We start from the raw sequence: 17324 nt of genomic DNA on the forward strand, positions 1-17324 counted from the left end.
TATTGTTACAAATTCAATAAAATATTATTAATTTTATTTTTTTCATATGACGAATGAGATTAAAAATGAGTGATGAATTAGGTTATATTTACGGGAAAAATTCTATTCGTGAGGCTTTGAGGTCGCAACCTGAAAAAATCAGCAAAATTTACGTTTTATACAATATTCAAAGTAAAGAAATATTTTCAATTATCGCAAATGCAAGAAAACATAAAATTCCTTGTGTTCAACTTGATAAGAATAAATTCAATGCACTGGAAAAACGAATTTGTCCGGAAGGCAGTCGTTCACAAGGCATTATTGCGTTACAAGAATTAGTTGAGAGCTTGACGCTGGGTGAATTGATTGATAAAATAAAGAAAACTGAAAATGCGATATTGTTGATATTAGATGGGATTACTGATCCACATAATTTAGGGGCAATTGCGCGTACTGCTGAGTGTGCTGGGGCAAAAGGGATAATACTGCCTGAACGCAAAGCAGCAACAATTACACCAGTTGCAATAAAATCGTCTGCCGGGGCTCTGCAACACTTACCTGTTGCATATGTTGCAAACACCAATCTGGCAATTCAAAAATTAAAAGAAGCTGGTTTTTGGATAATTGGCACATCTGATAAGGCTAAGCATTTATATACTGATGACATATACAACCAGCCAATAGCAATAATAATTGGAAGCGAAGGAAGCGGAATTAAGCAATCTGTTGCAAAGCATTGTGATTATCTTGTAAAAATACCTATGCAGGGGAAGGTGTCTTCGCTTAATGCATCAGTTGCTGCTGGTGTAATTCTATTCGAAGCAGTTCGTCAAAGAAATCAATCAAGGAATTAATAATGAAACAAAGAATTGCTATTTATCCTGGAACGTTCGACCCAATCACAAACGGGCATCTTGATGTTATTGAACGTGCATCAGAAATGTTTGATAAAGTAATTGTAGTAATTGCAATAAATACCAAAAAAGTAAATTTATTCAATGAGCAGGAACGTCTCGAACTTGCTCGGAAATCTCTTGCTCATTTATCCAATGTAGAAGTAGTATTCCATGGCGGACTGACAGTGGATTTTGCCCGGTCGGTAGGTGCTGTTTCCATAATTCGTGGAATTCGGGCAGTTTCAGACTTTGAATACGAATTTCAAATTGCGTTGATGAATAGAAAGCTCGCACCAGAAGTGCATACTGTATTTCTAATGCCTCATGAAAAATATACTTATCTTAATTCAAGTATTATTCGTGAATTAGCACGATTCAGGGAAGATGTTTCAGAATTTGTCCCGTCTTGTGTGGCTGAAAAACTGAAAGAGAAATATAACGGAAAATAATATGGTTATCTGTGGGGTGATGACAGGAACATCGCTTGATGGGATTGATGTTGCTATTTGTGAATTTAATTTGATCCAAAATAAAGTTAAATTTGAACTCATTTGGAACGGACATTATTTTTTTTCTAGTTCTCTCAGAAATTTATTATTGGAAATAGTTTCTAATCAGCATATTGATTTAAAAACCTTATCTCAACTGAATATTGCTTATACTAATGAAATAGCAATTGCAATTGTGGATGCAAAGAAAAAAAGTGAAACTAATGATATAGAGGCAGTTGGATTACACGGTCAAACGCTTTGGCATAATCCTGAAAAGGAAAAATTTTGCGGTCAGGATATTGCTTCTACTTTTCAACTTGGTAGCGGAACACATCTTGCAACTATTCTGAACACAAAAGTAGTGTATGATTTTCGCACTGCGGATATAGCTTTAGGAGGGCAAGGAGCGCCTCTTGTTCCTTTTTTCGACTATAATTTTCTCAAATCAGATGATGAAGATGTAATTGCTTTAAATATTGGTGGAATATCAAATATTACATTTCTTCCTAAAAATTGTTCAGCAGATGAAGTAATTGCATTCGACTGCGGACCCGGCAATTGCCTGATTGATATTTGTGCTCAAAAATTGTTTGGTGTTGATTTTGATGAAAATGGATATTTAGCTTCGCAAGGAGAAATTGTTTCTGAAATTTTCGATGAACTTATCTCAATTAAATATATAAAACAAAAACCACCCAAATCAACAGGAAAAGAGCTTTTCAATATTAATTTGATTGAAAAATATTTCGGAAATTATTCAAAAAACGATATTATTAGATCAGTAACTGAATTTACTGCTTACGGAATTGCTGAAAATATCAGATTATTTGCAAATCCTCTTTCTAAAATAATAGTATCAGGTGGCGGAGCAAATAATTATTTTTTAATATCAATTTTGAGAAAACGACTTAATTGCCCGGAAATAATTCCCATTGATGATATAGGCATTCCGAGTAGTGCAAAAGAAGCAATAGCATTTGCTTTTCTTGCTTATTGCAAATTGCTCGGTATTGAATCAAATCTTCCTTCTGTAACGGGAGCAAGCAGGGCTATCCCACTTGGAGCTATTGCAGAGCATTAACATTTCTGTTTGTTCATTTCTCGATTTATTACAAATCAATTATTTTTTTTCATTTATTGGTAATTTTATATTTAACAAATGTTTAATAATTTGCTAATTATACAACTGGAGGCTTATTGAAATGTTTGTATACTTAGGTGGTATTATTTTACTTATTCTTGCCTATTTCACCTGGGGCAAATTTGTTGAAAAAGTAATCGGGGTAGACAGCAAAAACACTACACCTGCATATACTGTAGCAGATGGGGTTGATTACGTTCCGCTACCAACGTGGAAAGTATATCTTATACAACTGCTTAATATAGCAGGATTAGGACCGATTTTTGGAGCATTGCAAGGAGCACTTTGGGGACCTGCTGCTTATTTATGGATAATCTTTGGCTGTATTTTTGGAGGTGCTGTTCACGACTTTGTCTCCGGAATGATGTCTTTGAGGCACAAAGGTGCAAGCCTTCCTGAACTTCACGGAATTTATTTAGGCAATGCTATAAAGAACATTATGCGGGTATTTATTGTTTTGATGATGATTTTAGTTGGAGTTGTTTTTGTAAAAGGTCCAGCAGATTTATTAAATGTAATTTTTATAAATCAAGGTATTCAATTAAATACATATTTCTGGATAGCTCTGATTTTCATATATTACATTCTTGCTACATTGCTTCCGATAGATAAAATAATCGGAAGGATTTATCCAATTTTTGGAATTGCTCTGCTTATTATGGTGCTGGGTGTTGGAATAGGCATATTAGTAGAAGGTTATACTTTCCCAGCATTTACATTAGAGAATTTGCACCCGAAGGGAATACCAATCTGGTCCACAATGTTTATAACTATTGCTTGTGGAGCATTGTCCGGCTTTCATGCAACGCAATCACCGATGATGGCTCGGTGTTTGAAAGATGAAAAAAATGCAAGAAAAGTATTTTATGGTGCTATGGTAGCAGAAGGATTAATCGCTATGGTCTGGGCAACCGTTGGAATGGCATTTTATCAAGGTGGAACAGTTGGACTTGCCTCTGCTCTTGCAAATGGTGGTCCGAATACTGTTGTTTATCAGGCATGCGTTACATTAATGGGCGTTACTGGAGGAGTATTGGCTGTTTTGGGAGTTGTAGTATGCCCAATAACTTCTGGAGACACTGCTTTTCGTGCAGCTCGAATAATATTGGCTGATATGCTTAAAATAGAACAAACATCAGTAATGAAAAGATTGATGATTACGATACCGATGTTTTTGGTATCAGCATATATCACATTTATTGATTTTTCAACCATATGGAAATATTTCGCCTGGAGTAATCAGGTTTTGGGCACTGTAACACTGTGGGCTTGTTCAGTATTTCTATATAAATATAGAGGTTCTTATCACTGGATAACAACTATACCAGCATTATTTATGACATCAGTAACAACTACGTTTATTTTAACCCAACCCATAGGTTTCAATCTGAATTATTCTGTTGGCAATTGGGTTAATTTATTAGTTGTTATTTCTTGCTTAGTGATTTTCTTAACTCTTGGGAAAAAGTTTTCGCGAACCATTGCAGAAGTAAGAATGTAAATTTTAATTTGCATTATAATAAAATAAAAATATTTCGTTATTACTTTTATGATTGAAATAAGTAACATATCGAAAAGTAATAACTTATACAACTTTAATGAAAAAGTTGGAGCTAACAATACTTCTCAAGAATCGCAATCGAAAACAAGTGGAATAAATCAACTAAAAAAGGAAGCGAAGGATACTTTTACAAAATCCAGTGAATTATCTGAAAAAGAAAAGCGGGTTGTTGAGGAGTTGAAACGCAGGGACCAGGAAGTGCGCCAACACGAGCAAGCACATATTGCTGCAGGTGGAAGTCTTGTTCGAGGAGGTGCTAATTTCAATTATCAGGTGGGACCCGATGGGAAGCAATACGCAATTGGAGGAGAAGTGCAAATTGATGTATCGCCGGAAGATACCCCCGAAGCAACTATAAGAAAAATGCAACAGGTTCAGAGAGCCGCTCTTGCACCCGGGGATCCCTCACCACAAGATAGAGCAGTAGCCGCAATGGCAAGCAGAATGGAAGCACAAGCAGCATCAGAGCAGCGTACCAATAATTCTCTCTCATCAGTTATTAATTCAAAATCAAATAATTCAGAAACGAAGAGTTCGCCGTCAAATATTTCTCCGCAAGCAAAACTTGTTCTCTCTAAATATCAGAAATCAAATACCATTTATTAATTTTTTTAACTTTATACCCAACATTTTTATTTTTTATTTTATTCGCAAATTGTTATTTTGTGTTAATAATACTTATAATGTCGGAAATCAGAATGAAAAAAGTTCTATACTTGTTGTTCATATTTGTTTTGACCGCTTGCATTAATCTGAAATCACCTTATCCAGACATAAAGTATTATAGGCTTTCGAATGAGCCGTTGATGCTTGTTAATCTGGACACACTTCCCGTTTCAGTCCAATTACGAAAGATTACAATTAATGATGAGTTTAATACTGATCATATTATTGCAACTGACGCACAAACAAGAAAATTGCAAGTATATTATTATAATCGCTGGATTTCAAAATTTGATGATTTAGCAACAGGATTTCTGTTGTCCCGTATTTCATCTTATGGAGTTTTCTCTGGTGGATTTCATCCATCGTCGAGCATAAATGATCCGGATTATATTCTTGAAGGCAGAATTACTAACTTTACAGCAATAAATAGCGAGAAGAAAAACTCACCTGATGCAAATTCTGTAGAAATCACAATAAATTGCTCATTTTATAGAAGAAGTAATGAATTTTCCGGGCTTAATTTACTTTTTAACAAATCATATACTCAAAGAGTTAATCGGATAAGTAATTTAGTAGAAACTATTCCACAAGCAACAAGCCGAGCAATGGCTTTAATTTCTGATATGATACTTGTTGATATGATTAATCAAATAAAACTGGATAAAAGTATAAACTAATCAGGTAAAAGTATGGATTTTTCTGTTCGTTTAATTGAACCAAAAACTGAGTTAAAAAAATTTATAAAAGCACAATGGAATTTTTACAAAAACGATGAAAACTTTGTCCCGCCACTATTAGCAGACCAACTTAAAACGCTTAATACAGAGAAAAACCCATTTTTTAAGCACTCTGAAATTGCTTTTTTTGTTGCGGAAAATAATAGCGGAGAAATTATTGGACGTATTGCAGCAATAAAGAATGATAATCACAATTTGACGCACAAGGATAAGATTGGTTTCTTTGGCTTTTTCGAGTGTTTGAACGATCAAAGTGTAGCCAATGCTTTATTTACGGAAGCTGAGAAATGGCTGAAATCAAAAGGTTTGGATACAATGCGAGGTCCTGTTAATCTATCGCTAAATGATACAATCGGCTTGCTAATAGAAGGATTTGATAGTCCTCCTGTAGTATTGATGACATACAACCCGCAATATTACATTTCGCTAATTGAAAATGCTGGTTTTTCGAAAGCAAAAGATTTGTATGCTTATCTACTTGATAAAGAAGATTATTTAACTGATAAATTAATCCGCTTGCAATCTGCAATTCGCGAGCGTTACAAAATAACTGTCAGAAATGTGGCATTTCGAGACAAGGTGCAATTCAAAAAAGATGTTGCAACATTGAAAGAGATATATAATGGTGCTTGGGAACCCAACTGGGGATTTGTCAAGATGACAGATGAAGAATTTGATTTTCTTGCAGCAGATTTGAAACAAATTGCAGAGCCAGATTTTACTTTCATCGCTGAGATAGACGGCAAACCTGCCGGATTTGTGCTTGCCCTGCCAGATATTAATGTTTGCCTCAAACATAACAAATCAGGTGGTTTGCTAACGGGTATCTGGCATTTGCTTGCAAAGAAAAAGCAAATCAATCTTGTCAGAGTTATTGTATTAGGTGTATTGCCAGAATTCCAGAAAACTGGTATTGATGCGGTTCTTTATTATGAACTTGGTGTGCGTTCTGAAAAACACGGCATTCGCTACGGAGAGGCATCCTGGATACTCGAAGATAATGTAATGATGAACCGTGCTTTGCAAACAACAGTAAAAGGAAAACTATACAAAAAATATAGAATTTATGACCGATCAATCAAATAGTTTTTCCACTTATTGTTTGTATATTCAAATTAGTAGAAAAATCAGTATTAATATTGGGAAGCTTGGCAAAGTAGAATTCCCAAAAGGGATATATTTATATTGCGGAAGTGCTCGAAAGAATTTTGACGCAAGGATAAATCGTCATCTTACCCGGAATAAAAAAATTCGCTGGCATATTGATTATCTGCTTGGGAGCAAATATTCGAAGATTTTCAAAATTGAAAAGTTTGAATTAGAAGAGCATACAGAATGTTCGCTTGTAAAGTATTATATTTTGAACAATATTGCTGAGAAGTATGCAACTGGGTTCGGGGCGTCGGATTGCAAAAATGGATGTCGTTCGCATCTGCTAAAACTATTGTAAAAAACAATTTTCTTGATTAACTTGCGTTTTTATATAATTATTTGTTGAACGAGATTAGAAGAATGTTATGAAAAAAACTATCGTGTATTTATTTAGCTTATTGTTGCTTGTGAACTATTCTTATGCAAAAAATGAAATAATAACAAAAAAAATATCTGAAAAATCTGCTTCTTTTATAATCAACACTGATACTAAAAGAACAGTTGTTATTTTGCACCCAGCAAGTGATGCTGCAATCAATGCAAAAGATCTCAAACCAAGCAGTATTATGCAAGAAAGCGTAGATATTTCTGAGATCAAGCCATTCAAAGGGAACTATTACATTGTTTTTGATGGGATGCAATCAGTAATTCCAATTACAATAAAAGGATTGCGAGCAAAAACTCAGTATATATTATCAATTTACAAACCAGAGACAAAAGAAGATGTATCAACTCAGCATAAATTTTCAACATTAGCTGAAGAACCTACAAAACAAGCTTCAGGGATTGCATTTCGTCAGCCAAGTGAATCGAGTATAGAGCTCATTTGGGTTAATGGAAATGGAGAAAAACGAATAGTTGTTGCTTCGAAAGGCAAATCAGTTGCAGGTATGCCTGAAGATGGAAAAGAATATAATTCGAACTCTAAATTTGGTTCAAATGATAGTAAAATTAGTGATAATGCTTTTGTAGTTTATGCAGGAACAAAAAATGAATGCAAAGTAGAAAATTTAGAACCTTCGACTGTGTATTCTTTTCAAGTATTTGAATATAACGGAAGTAATGAAGCAACAAATTATATTACTTCAACGCTTTCAGGCAATCCACGTTGGAAAATGACAGCAATTCCAGCGCCGGAGCTTTTCCCTGCAAAAAATGTTCACGAAAACGGATGTATTCTTTCGTGGAAAGGTTCGCCAAATATTCAAAAATATATTTTAGATATTGCATATGACGAAAAATTTACTCGATTTGCTGAATATTATGAAAATGCAGATATTGGAGATATTACAGAAATCGAAGTAATTGATTTAGACCCAAATGAAAACTGGTTTGTAAGAGTAAAAGCAATCGGCGAAGGTACTCAAAGTGAATATTCAAAAACATTAAAGGTAAAAAAAGGAGAAAAATAAATGAATTTGGAACAAAGAATAAACGATGATCTAAAAGCTGCAATGAAAAGCGGCGACAAGGTTCGTATCGATGCTTTGCGTTCATTGCGGGCTGCTATTATTGAATTTAACAAAAGCGGTTCTGAAACAGGACTTACTCCTGAAATAGAGTTTAAGATTTTGAATGGAGCAGCAAAAAAACGCAAAGATGCAATTGAAATGTATAAATCAGCTAACCGCCCTGAATTGCTTGCAAAAGAGGAAGCAGAACTTGCTATTATTCAGGAATATTTACCTAAAATGATGACTGAAGATGAAGTTAAGGAGTTCGTTGCGAACAAAATAAAAGAAGTTGGTGCTACCTCAATGAAAGATATGGGAAAGGTTATGGGACCAACTATGAAGGAACTCGCTGGAAAAGCAGAAGGTAGCTTAGTGCAAAAAATAGTCAAAGAGCTTCTGGAAGGTAATTGATGAGCGAATATGTTCAGCAAAAGTTTGACCCTTTTGCCGAAACTTTACGGCAACTTGAATTTAAAAGCGTTCTCGAATATATTGCCAAATATTGTAAAAGCGAAGATGCTAAAAAAATCATTTTTGATTTAAAGCCAACTGACAATATAGAGAAGTTAAGACGAGAGCATCAATTAATAGACGAGGCTCTCGTCTTACTTTTCAGGAATGAAAATCCACCGCTTGAAAACATTGGAGATAGTTTGAATTTGCTATATAAATCGCAAATTCAAAATGCAATGCTTTTGCCAACTGAGCTACTCGAAATACTTGATTTGTTGCGAATTGCACGTAATTTAAAATCATATATTAAGCCTAAATCTGAAGAATTTCCGATGCTTTTTTCGTATATAGATAATCTCTACGACAACAAATTATTAGAAAAACATATTTTAGATATAGTTACTGATACAGGAGAAATAAAGGACACTGCATCGAGGGAACTTTTTCAGATAAGACAGGAAATAAATATTAAATCGGCAAGACTTCGTTCAAGGATAAACAAAATAGTCCGGCAGTTTTCTGATTTTGAAATGCTGCAAGAAGAATTCTTCACTATACGGGAAGGGCGTTTTGTTATTCCAGTGAAAGTTGAACACAAACGGCAAATATCAGGAATTATTCATGGAGTATCACAAACTGGTGCTACTGTATTCCTTGAACCTACTGAAATAATCGAGTTGAACAACGATTTGTCGCTGTTGCGCGATGAAGAAATGAGAGAAATCCAGCGTATTTTAAGAAATGTAACGCAGGAAATAGGTTCAGAAAGCCATCAACTAATTGACAATGCAAGAATAATTGCTGATATTGACTCAATTTTTGCCCGAGCTTTGTATGCTATGCAGTATGGTGGAATTAAGCCAGAAATACTGAATCAAGAAGATAATTATATTTATCTAAAAAATATTCGTCATCCAATTCTTGTTCAATCAAAAGGTAAAAATAGTGTTATTCCTCTTTCGATTGAATTCACAGATAATATTCGTGGGCATCTTGTTTCGGGACCTAATGCAGGAGGGAAAACTGTTGCGCTAAAAAACATTGGTTTGAACGTTGCTCTGGCTTTGTCTGGAATTTTTCCACTCGGAGAATGTAAGACAAATTTTCGAACGATTTTTTCGACTATTGGGGACAATCAATCAATAGAAAACGATCTTTCTACATTTAGTTCGCAAATGTTTCAAATCAAAAATATTTTAGATAATTGCGATAAGTATTCGCTTGTGCTGATTGATGAAATTGGTTCAGGAACTGACCCACAAGAAGGTGCAGCGCTTGCTGCCGGTATTTTGGATACATTTATTGAACTTAATTTATTTTTCGTTGCCACAACTCATCAGTCGTCGCTTAAAACTTATGCTTTGAATAAAGAGGTAATTGCAAACGCTTCGCTTGAATTTGACGAAGAGAAGTTCAAACCAACTTATAACTTTTTAACCGGGATTCCGGGAAATTCTTATGCATTCTCGCTTGTTGAAAACATTGGACTGCCCAGAATTGTAATCAATCGCGCTAAGAAGTATTTAGGAACAAGACATTCTGAATTGGAAGAGAGTATTGCAATATTGCAGAAATATCGTGCTGAAGCCGTTCGCTCACGCAGTGAAGCTGAACAGTTGAAATTCAAATTTGAAAAAATGATAAAAGATTATGAAGCGAGAAGCAAAGAGCTGAAAATTAAACGAAAAGAACTAATTGATAATGCTAAAAAAGAAGCATTATCAATAATCGAAGAAGCGAACTCTTTAATTGAAAGGACAGTTAGAGAAATCAAAGAGCAAAAACGACAAATTTCTGAGATAAAACAAGATTATAAAGAAAAAAAGCAATCTTTAGAAAAAGAGGTTAAGAAAATAGAGAAAAAGCAACATGTAAATCATACAGCACCAACAGAGCTCTCAACTGGACAGGCTGTTGCTCACACTGATAACCCAGCAAATATTGGTGTTGTGATTGATTGCGACAATGCTACTCAAATAGCACTTGTTGAATTCAACGGACTTAAATTCAAACTTCCTTATGCTCAATTGATTGTAGTTGAAGGAGTACAAACAAAGCAAACATTACAAATTGACTATATCAAGTATGATGTAGTAACTAAAATTGACCTGCGAGGCTACCGAGCTGACGAAGCTTTGCGGGCATTAGATGAATTTATCGATAATGCATTGCTGAACAACATAGATTATCTGACGATTTTGCATGGTAAAGGGACGGGAGCACTGAAGCAAACAATTCACGACTTTCTTTCGAGGCATCCTGCGATTTCGTCTTTCCGTTTAGGTGAAATTGTTGAAGGTGGAGCTGGTGTAACAATTGTTAAGTTTAAAGAATAATGAAAACTCAAAATAAAAACAGAGCAAGTCTATATTTAAAAACTATTGCTTTTATTAAGCCATTCAAGCTTCTGCTTGTTTATTCTGTGATACTTAATCTTCTTTTCTCACTATTCAATACATTATCTGTTGCACTCATAAAACCAGTTTTTCAAATTCTATTTAAAACCGATAGTTCAGAAACGGTAGCAAAAACTCAGAATTTATCGTTTCTAGAACAAATAAAAAATCAATTTTTTGATTTTCTGCTTTCACTGATTATCGTAGATGATATATACTGGACTTTAGTGAGATTTGGACTGATTATTCTATTAGTATTTTTCCTTAAAAACTTTTTCAAATACTGGAATGCAGTAGTAATGTCCAAGTTTGAAGAAGGTGTAATTAAGTCAATACGTGATAAAATTTTTTCGAAGCTCACTTCTCTTTCAATTGATTTTTTTAATAGAAGTAAGCAAGGAAGTTTAATATCAATCATTGCAAATGACGTTCAGGCAGTAAATTCGACAATGATTTCTTCTTTTTCGATAATATTACGGGAAGGCTCGCAAGTTGTATTTTTTCTTTTGTTTCTTTTGAGCATATCACCTGAACTCACATTAATTGCATTTTCATCAAGTATATTTAGTTTAGGGATTGTTCGTGCAGCAAAGAAATATCTACGAAAGTACGCTACACGAATGCAAAAAGCATTAGCAGACTATACAGGCACACTAACTGAAATAATTTCTGGTATTAGAGTGGTCAAGGCATATAATGCAGAAAATTTTGCTAACGAGAAATTCAAGAAAGATAGCGAGCGATATGTGAAATCGGCAGTAAAACACAAGATGATAGTTACAATTATTCCTGCAATAAATGAAATTTTTGCAATTTTTGCACTTACGGTCGTATTGGTAGTAGGTGCAATGAAAATCAACCAAAAAATAATGTCGCCAGATGATTTAATGCTTTTCCTTTTCACATTGTTTTCGATAATGGCACCGCTTGCATCAGTAATCAATCAAATTGTTCAGTTCCCGCGCGGATTTGTTTCTGCTGAAAGAATTTTTGAGATATTAGATACTGAACCATCAGTAAAGGATGGGAATTTGGAGATTAAAGAATTCAAAGATAAGATTGAAGTTAAGAATGTAAATTTTGCATATACTGATAAAAATGTTTTAGAAGATGTTTCATTAGTGATACCAAAGGGCAAAAAGACAGCATTTGTTGGAGGAAGCGGCAGTGGAAAATCAACTATGCTTGATTTGTTAATTCGTTTTTATGATCCACAGAAGGGACAAATATTAATTGATGGTGTAGATATTCGTAACTATAAAGTATCATCTTTACGTTCACTTTTTGGGGTTGTATCTCAAGAAAATATGCTATTCAACGATACAGTTGCAAACAACATTAAGTTTGGCAAAGAACATACAATCACAGAGGAAATAGTTGAAGCATCTAAGCTGGCAAATGCTTATAATTTTATCGATAAATTGGAATTAGGGTTTGATACACCGATTGGGGATCGCGGCACAAATCTTTCTGGCGGCGAGCGTCAGCGGGTTGCAGTTGCAAGAGCTATCGTAGGAAATCCACAAATATTAATTTTTGACGAAGCAACTTCTGCTCTTGATGCCGAGAGTGAAAAAATTGTTCAGGAAGCAATTGAAACTTCTCTTGAAGGGCGGACAGCTATTATTGTAGCACATAGGTTATCTACAATTATTAATTGTGATATGATTTATGTATTCAACGAGGGTCGGATAGTTGAACAGGGAACACATCAGGAACTTATGGAAAAGAATGGATATTACAGAAAATTGTGTGAGTTGCAATTTGGTGTAAAAAATTAACAGAAATTTCTCCAAAAGTTCACTTTTGCTGGCATAGTTATTGTATGTTTATTTCGGTTTTTTGATAATATTATAGGATTGAATATGGCTCTTTCAAATGAGTATACCATAATCGGTATAGATGGCGGCGGAACTCATACAAGAGGTGTATTGGTTCGGGATGATAAAGTGATCTCACACGCATCAAGTGGCACTGCACGAATAGGTTCTGTTGGTGTGGGCGAAGCATGTGAAAGGACATTAAATATAATACTTGAACTTTGCAACAAAGCAGAGATCGAAACATCAGAATTAGATGCAGTAGTAGTTGGACTTGCAGGAGTATGGCTCGAAGAAGAGAAGAAAAGAGCGGCTCAGCTATTGCGAACTCTTGCACGTCAGCAAAGCATACAACTTGGGGATTTGCTCGTAACAAGTGATGCAGAACTTGCCTTAGAAGGTGCTTTAGGCAATAGCGATGGAATTATTACGATTGTTGGAACAGGTTCTATAGGACTTGCACGAACTGGTAAAAATCAACTATTTCGTTGCGGTGGATGGGGAATCGAGCTTGACGACGAAGGTAGCGGTGCGTGGATCGGACGAGAAGGGCTAACGGCAGTCGTGAGAGCTTTGGATGGACGAGGAAAGCCAACTGTGCTTACTTCAAGAATTCCAGATTTTTCACCGATTATCAATCTTGATAGACCCAGAACAATTGTAAAAGCATATCAGGATAGAGCTTTTGAATATCACAATCTTACACCTGCTGTTATGGAATGTGCAGTATCGGGAGATGAAGTATGTCTTGATATTATCACTCGTGCGGCAAATCATTTACTTGAGTTACCGGTAGCTTTGTCAAAATATTTTAAGACTAAAACAATAAAAGTAGCTTTAATGGGTGGCATAATAGATGCAAATACATTATTAGCTGAAATGCTGAAAGACAGGATTATTGAGCACGGGAAATTTGAAATCGTTGAACCTATTGGTTCAGCATTGGATGGAGCGATAAGTATTGGAAGAAGATTAATTGAACAGGATATGTAGAAAAGGCATTATTCGACTGAAACAACAATCAATAGAATATTTATGCAGAGATGAACTCCACCTTTGAGGTGGAGTTCATCTAATACAGTTGGACTCCACTTCTAAAGTGGAGCCCAACTTTCACCATTAATCCGATGACTCGAAGTCATCGGATTAATAAAATTTCCAAAAAGAATTTTTTTCTCGCTGAAGCTTTTTTAAGTGCTCAGCGATTTTTTTTGAAACAAGAAAAACAGCACAAAATGGATAGTTGCAAATAAATTGATATTAGGGAAAATAGGTTAAGGTTTGATTAGAGAGTGCAGAAAGAGGGACTCGAACCCTCACGGCTTTAAGGGCCACTGGATTTTGAGTCCAGCGCGTCTACCAGTTCCGCCATTTCTGCTTATTGGTGGTGGGCGCGGAGGGAGTCGAACCCCCGACCCCCTGCTTGTAAGGCAGGTGCTCTAGACCAACTGAGCTACACGCCCTTGAGAATGGAATACAAAATTAAGGGATTTTTTCTTAACTACCAAAGATTTTTTTTAGAAAAAATCAAAAATTTCCAATTTCTACGGCAATTTCACAAAAAGGTTTGCTTAATTTACTATTATTAAAGGAATTACCCGAAAAAGAATATGAAGCATCAAAAGGAAGACGCCAACCGGTTCGGGCTAAAAATTTAATCCAAGAGGTAAGATTGTAATAAATTGAAATATTGGGTTCGAAAGCAAAGAACCAATCTTCCCCATAATCTGGATTATAACCTGGTAGCAGATTTTTTTCTGTTGAGATTAAATTATAGCGAATGTGCCCAAGTGAAAACTTTGTTTGAATCCCAAAAGTAAATTCTGCATCGGGATTAATAATATATTCAAATGCAGAGGAAAAATAATTATACTCGAAAATTGGGCGGGCATTGATGTTAGTATCAATAAAATTTGCTTTAATATTGCGGGAAATCATATTATATGAACCAATCGATAAGAAATAATTATTGTTAAAGTTATAAACAATGCTGCCACCCGCTAACAAACATGGCTTGCTGCTAATCATTGTGGGATTAACAGCAAGATGTGCATAAAAAGAATTGCCTGCATAGGATTGCATAGAATATAGAAAAATAATGCAGCTAAGAAGCGTTTGCTTCATATTCTTCCATAAGTTTGTGAACAAAGAGCATTATATCAGTAGTAGTAATAATCCCAAGTAGATTCTTTTGCCAATCCACGACCGGCAGACAATCAAGACGATATTTTGCCATAAGTTTTATAGCCTTTGCAACGCTATCTTCGGGAAAAATCACCTGTTCCTGACGGGTAATGATTTTTTGAAAATCAAGAATTTGATTTTGAGAGAGCTCACCTAAATTATCTTCGGCATCGTAAAGATTGCGAAGAGTGTATTCCATAATGTTTCTTTCTGTAATTATTCCAACGTATTTTGAACCTTCGACAACCGGAAGATGTTTTATTTTCTCATCTCGCATTATTTCGTCAGCTTTCTTAATTGTTTCGCTGACATCAACATAAAATACGCCTTTATTCATTATATCAGCAATTTTGGAGTTAAAACTTTTATACATAATTCACCTCACAAGATTTTATTATATATACAAACGAACATCTAAAATATTTTATTTAATTAAAAAAATACCTTATCAATAATGAATTTACCATTTCGTCAATAGTTTTTGTCATAATTTGTATGTTGAAGAAATTAGGTTGGCGTATGAGTAATCAAACAACAGAGAAATATGAATTCAAAGCAGATATGAAGCAATTGCTTCATATAATTATTCATTCTCTATATACACATCCAGAAATATTTCTTCGTGAGTTAATTTCAAATGCATCGGATGCATTAAATAAATTAAGAATATTCAGATTAACTAATTCAGATATTATTTCCCCAGAAGAGGAACTAAAAATCACAATTGAACTGGACAAGGACAACAAGGTATTCTCTATTGAGGATACCGGAATAGGAATGACAAAAGACGATTTGATTTATCAGCTTGGCACAATTGCAAGTTCAGGGACATTAAATTTTATTCAGAAGCTAAAAGAGCAAAAAGGACAAGTAGATGTAAATCTTATCGGGCAATTTGGGGTAGGATTTTATTCTGTATTTATGGTAACTGATGAAGTAACAATTGAAACTCTGTATGCAGAAAAAGGCTCCACAGGATGGAAATGGGTATCAAATGGGACTGAAGACTTCACAATTTCACCATCCGAGCGAACCAAACGGGGAACAAAGATTTCTTTCAAGTTGAAAGAAGAGTATAAAGAATTTGCAGAAGAATGGAAAATAAAGGATATTTTAAATAAATATTCAAATTTCGTTGATTTTCCGATTTATATAGGAAACGAAAGAGTTAATAAGGTCGAAGCATTATGGCATAAAAAAAAGGAAGAAGTATCGGAAGAAGAGCTTTTTGAATTCTACAAATTTATTGCCGGAGATTATCAGCAGCCACTTGGAGATTTGTTTTTGAATATTGAAGGGAATGTGAATTTCAAAGCAATACTATTTATTCCACAAACACAACCTAATATGCTTTTTGGAGATTCGCGTGATAAAACTCTTCACCTATATTCCAACAAGGTTTTTATCCGGGACGACGATAAAGAAATTTTGCCTGAATATCTCAGATTTGTCAAGGGTGTTGTAGATTCTGAGGATATACCGCTTAATGTATCGCGAGAAGTTGCACAAAGTTCGCCTGCAATGGCAAAAATAAGGAATGTGCTGACAACAAAAATCTTGAACTTATTGGAAGAATGGGCTGAAAACGACAAAGAAAAATACTATAAATTTTATAAAAATTTCGGTTCAATTTTTAAAACGGGAATAAATACTGATTTTACAAACAAAAACCGAATAATTGAATTGTTACGATTTGAAACTTCTGCCCTACCTCGCGGAGAAATGACTTCACTTAAAGAATATGTTTCACGAATGAAAGCTGACCAAACTGAAATTTATTATATATCTGGTTCTCATCTTGATATTGTCGAAAAAAATCCAAATCTTGAATATTTCAAGAAGAACAACATCGAAGTTCTGTTTTTAACAGATACAATCGATATATTCACTATTCCATATATACGCGAGTACGAAGGCAAAACTCTTAAATCAATAGAAAAGGCAGATATAAAAATAGAGAACAACGCACAGAATGAAGTGCAGATTTCACAAGAACAAAAAGAGAAGTTAATAGAAAAATTCAAGAAAGTGCTTGGCGATAAGGTGGAAAATGTAGTTCCATCGGTTAGGTTGGTTGATTCGCCAGTTACCTTAGTTGTTGGCGAGCAAGGATTGGACCCACAACTTGAGAAGATGATGCAAGTAATAGACAAAGATTTCACTGTTTCTAAACGAATTTTAGAAATCAACCTATTGCATCCAATAATCAATAATCTTTTGCAGAAATTGGAAGGTGGAAATGAAGAAATAGTAGAGGATGCTATTAATCAGCTTTACGAAGGTGCACTACTAATTGAAGGATATATGAAAAATCCTGTGGACTTTGTTAAGAGAATGAATCGTTTTATAGAAGAAGCAACAAAAATTTAATTTATAAATTGGGAAGGATAAAGT

General features: G+C 34.7%; 16 protein-coding genes and 2 tRNA genes. 14 read left to right on the forward strand and 4 right to left on the reverse strand.

Annotation, left to right across the window (positions count from 1 at the left end):
• Positions 1-65 precede the first annotated feature (65 nt).
• The 13 genes from rlmB to ACY2LT_RS04260 all read left to right on the forward strand — a co-directional run bounded on the left by rlmB (position 66) and on the right by ACY2LT_RS04260 (position 13739).
• Positions 66-833 carry a 23S rRNA (guanosine(2251)-2'-O)-methyltransferase RlmB gene (rlmB, locus tag ACY2LT_RS04200; protein ID WP_491816593.1) on the forward strand — a complete coding sequence of 256 codons (768 nt, stop codon included), beginning with the start codon at positions 66-68 and terminating at the stop codon, positions 831-833.
• 2 nt (positions 834-835) lie between these two features.
• Positions 836-1324 carry a pantetheine-phosphate adenylyltransferase gene (coaD, locus tag ACY2LT_RS04205; protein ID WP_491816594.1) on the forward strand — a complete coding sequence of 163 codons (489 nt, stop codon included), beginning with the start codon at positions 836-838 and terminating at the stop codon, positions 1322-1324.
• A gap of 1 nt (position 1325) precedes the next feature.
• Positions 1326-2447, forward strand: coding sequence for an anhydro-N-acetylmuramic acid kinase (locus tag ACY2LT_RS04210; protein WP_491816595.1), 1122 nt, complete (start codon positions 1326-1328; stop codon positions 2445-2447).
• 121 nt (positions 2448-2568) lie between these two features.
• On the forward strand, positions 2569-4008 hold the full coding sequence (locus tag ACY2LT_RS04215; protein ID WP_491816596.1) for a carbon starvation CstA family protein: 1440 nt from the start codon (positions 2569-2571) through the stop codon (positions 4006-4008).
• Positions 4009-4056: 48 nt separating this feature from the next.
• Positions 4057-4674 carry a putative metalloprotease CJM1_0395 family protein gene (locus tag ACY2LT_RS04220; protein WP_491816597.1) on the forward strand — a complete coding sequence of 206 codons (618 nt, stop codon included), beginning with the start codon at positions 4057-4059 and terminating at the stop codon, positions 4672-4674.
• A gap of 92 nt (positions 4675-4766) precedes the next feature.
• Positions 4767-5411 (forward strand): hypothetical protein, encoded by a 645-nt coding sequence (locus ACY2LT_RS04225; protein ID WP_491816598.1) that lies wholly within the window; start codon positions 4767-4769, stop codon positions 5409-5411.
• Positions 5412-5423: 12 nt separating this feature from the next.
• Positions 5424-6557, forward strand: coding sequence for a GNAT family N-acetyltransferase (locus tag ACY2LT_RS04230; RefSeq protein WP_491816599.1), 1134 nt, complete (start codon positions 5424-5426; stop codon positions 6555-6557).
• Complete coding sequence (locus ACY2LT_RS04235) at positions 6538-6921, forward strand: GIY-YIG nuclease family protein (protein WP_491816600.1); 384 nt, start codon at positions 6538-6540, stop codon at positions 6919-6921. The genes ACY2LT_RS04230 and ACY2LT_RS04235 overlap by 20 nt, the downstream gene beginning before the upstream one ends.
• A 67-nt stretch (positions 6922-6988) precedes the next feature.
• Positions 6989-8035: a fibronectin type III domain-containing protein gene (locus ACY2LT_RS04240; RefSeq protein ID WP_491816601.1), complete on the forward strand. Its 1047-nt coding sequence runs from the start codon at positions 6989-6991 to the stop codon at positions 8033-8035.
• Positions 8036-8488, forward strand: coding sequence for a GatB/YqeY domain-containing protein (locus tag ACY2LT_RS04245; RefSeq protein WP_491816602.1), 453 nt, complete (start codon positions 8036-8038; stop codon positions 8486-8488).
• Positions 8488-10866 carry an endonuclease MutS2 gene (locus ACY2LT_RS04250; protein ID WP_491816603.1) on the forward strand — a complete coding sequence of 793 codons (2379 nt, stop codon included), beginning with the start codon at positions 8488-8490 and terminating at the stop codon, positions 10864-10866. Before ACY2LT_RS04245 ends, ACY2LT_RS04250 begins: the two co-directional genes overlap by 1 nt.
• Positions 10866-12707, forward strand: a complete 1842-nt coding sequence (locus ACY2LT_RS04255) for an ABC transporter ATP-binding protein (RefSeq protein ID WP_491816604.1) — start codon at positions 10866-10868, stop codon at positions 12705-12707. The genes ACY2LT_RS04250 and ACY2LT_RS04255 overlap by 1 nt, the downstream gene beginning before the upstream one ends.
• Positions 12708-12791: 84 nt before the next feature.
• The gene (locus ACY2LT_RS04260; protein WP_491816605.1) at positions 12792-13739 is read left to right on the forward strand and encodes a BadF/BadG/BcrA/BcrD ATPase family protein; all 948 of its coding nucleotides are present in this window, start codon (positions 12792-12794) and stop codon (positions 13737-13739) included.
• 300 nt (positions 13740-14039) lie between these two features.
• On the opposite strand, the gene ACY2LT_RS04265 is transcribed toward ACY2LT_RS04260, so the two are convergent.
• The 4 genes from ACY2LT_RS04265 to ACY2LT_RS04280 form a co-directional block, all read right to left on the reverse strand.
• Positions 14040-14124, reverse strand: a tRNA-Leu gene (locus tag ACY2LT_RS04265).
• A 7-nt stretch (positions 14125-14131) separates the two neighbouring features.
• Positions 14132-14209 (reverse strand) — tRNA-Val (locus ACY2LT_RS04270).
• A gap of 64 nt (positions 14210-14273) precedes the next feature.
• Positions 14274-14870, reverse strand: coding sequence for a hypothetical protein (locus ACY2LT_RS04275; protein WP_491816606.1), 597 nt, complete (start codon positions 14868-14870; stop codon positions 14274-14276).
• On the reverse strand, positions 14851-15303 hold the full coding sequence (locus ACY2LT_RS04280; RefSeq protein WP_491816607.1) for a CBS domain-containing protein: 453 nt from the start codon (positions 15301-15303) through the stop codon (positions 14851-14853). Before ACY2LT_RS04280 ends, ACY2LT_RS04275 begins: the two co-directional genes overlap by 20 nt.
• A gap of 146 nt (positions 15304-15449) precedes the next feature.
• Here ACY2LT_RS04280 and htpG point away from each other — a divergent pair, with 146 nt between their 5' ends.
• Positions 15450-17300 (forward strand): molecular chaperone HtpG, encoded by a 1851-nt coding sequence (gene htpG / locus ACY2LT_RS04285; protein ID WP_491816608.1) that lies wholly within the window; start codon positions 15450-15452, stop codon positions 17298-17300.
• Positions 17301-17324: the final 24 nt, after the last annotated feature.

The sequence above is a fragment of the Eximiradius proteiniborus genome (assembly GCF_058546985.1).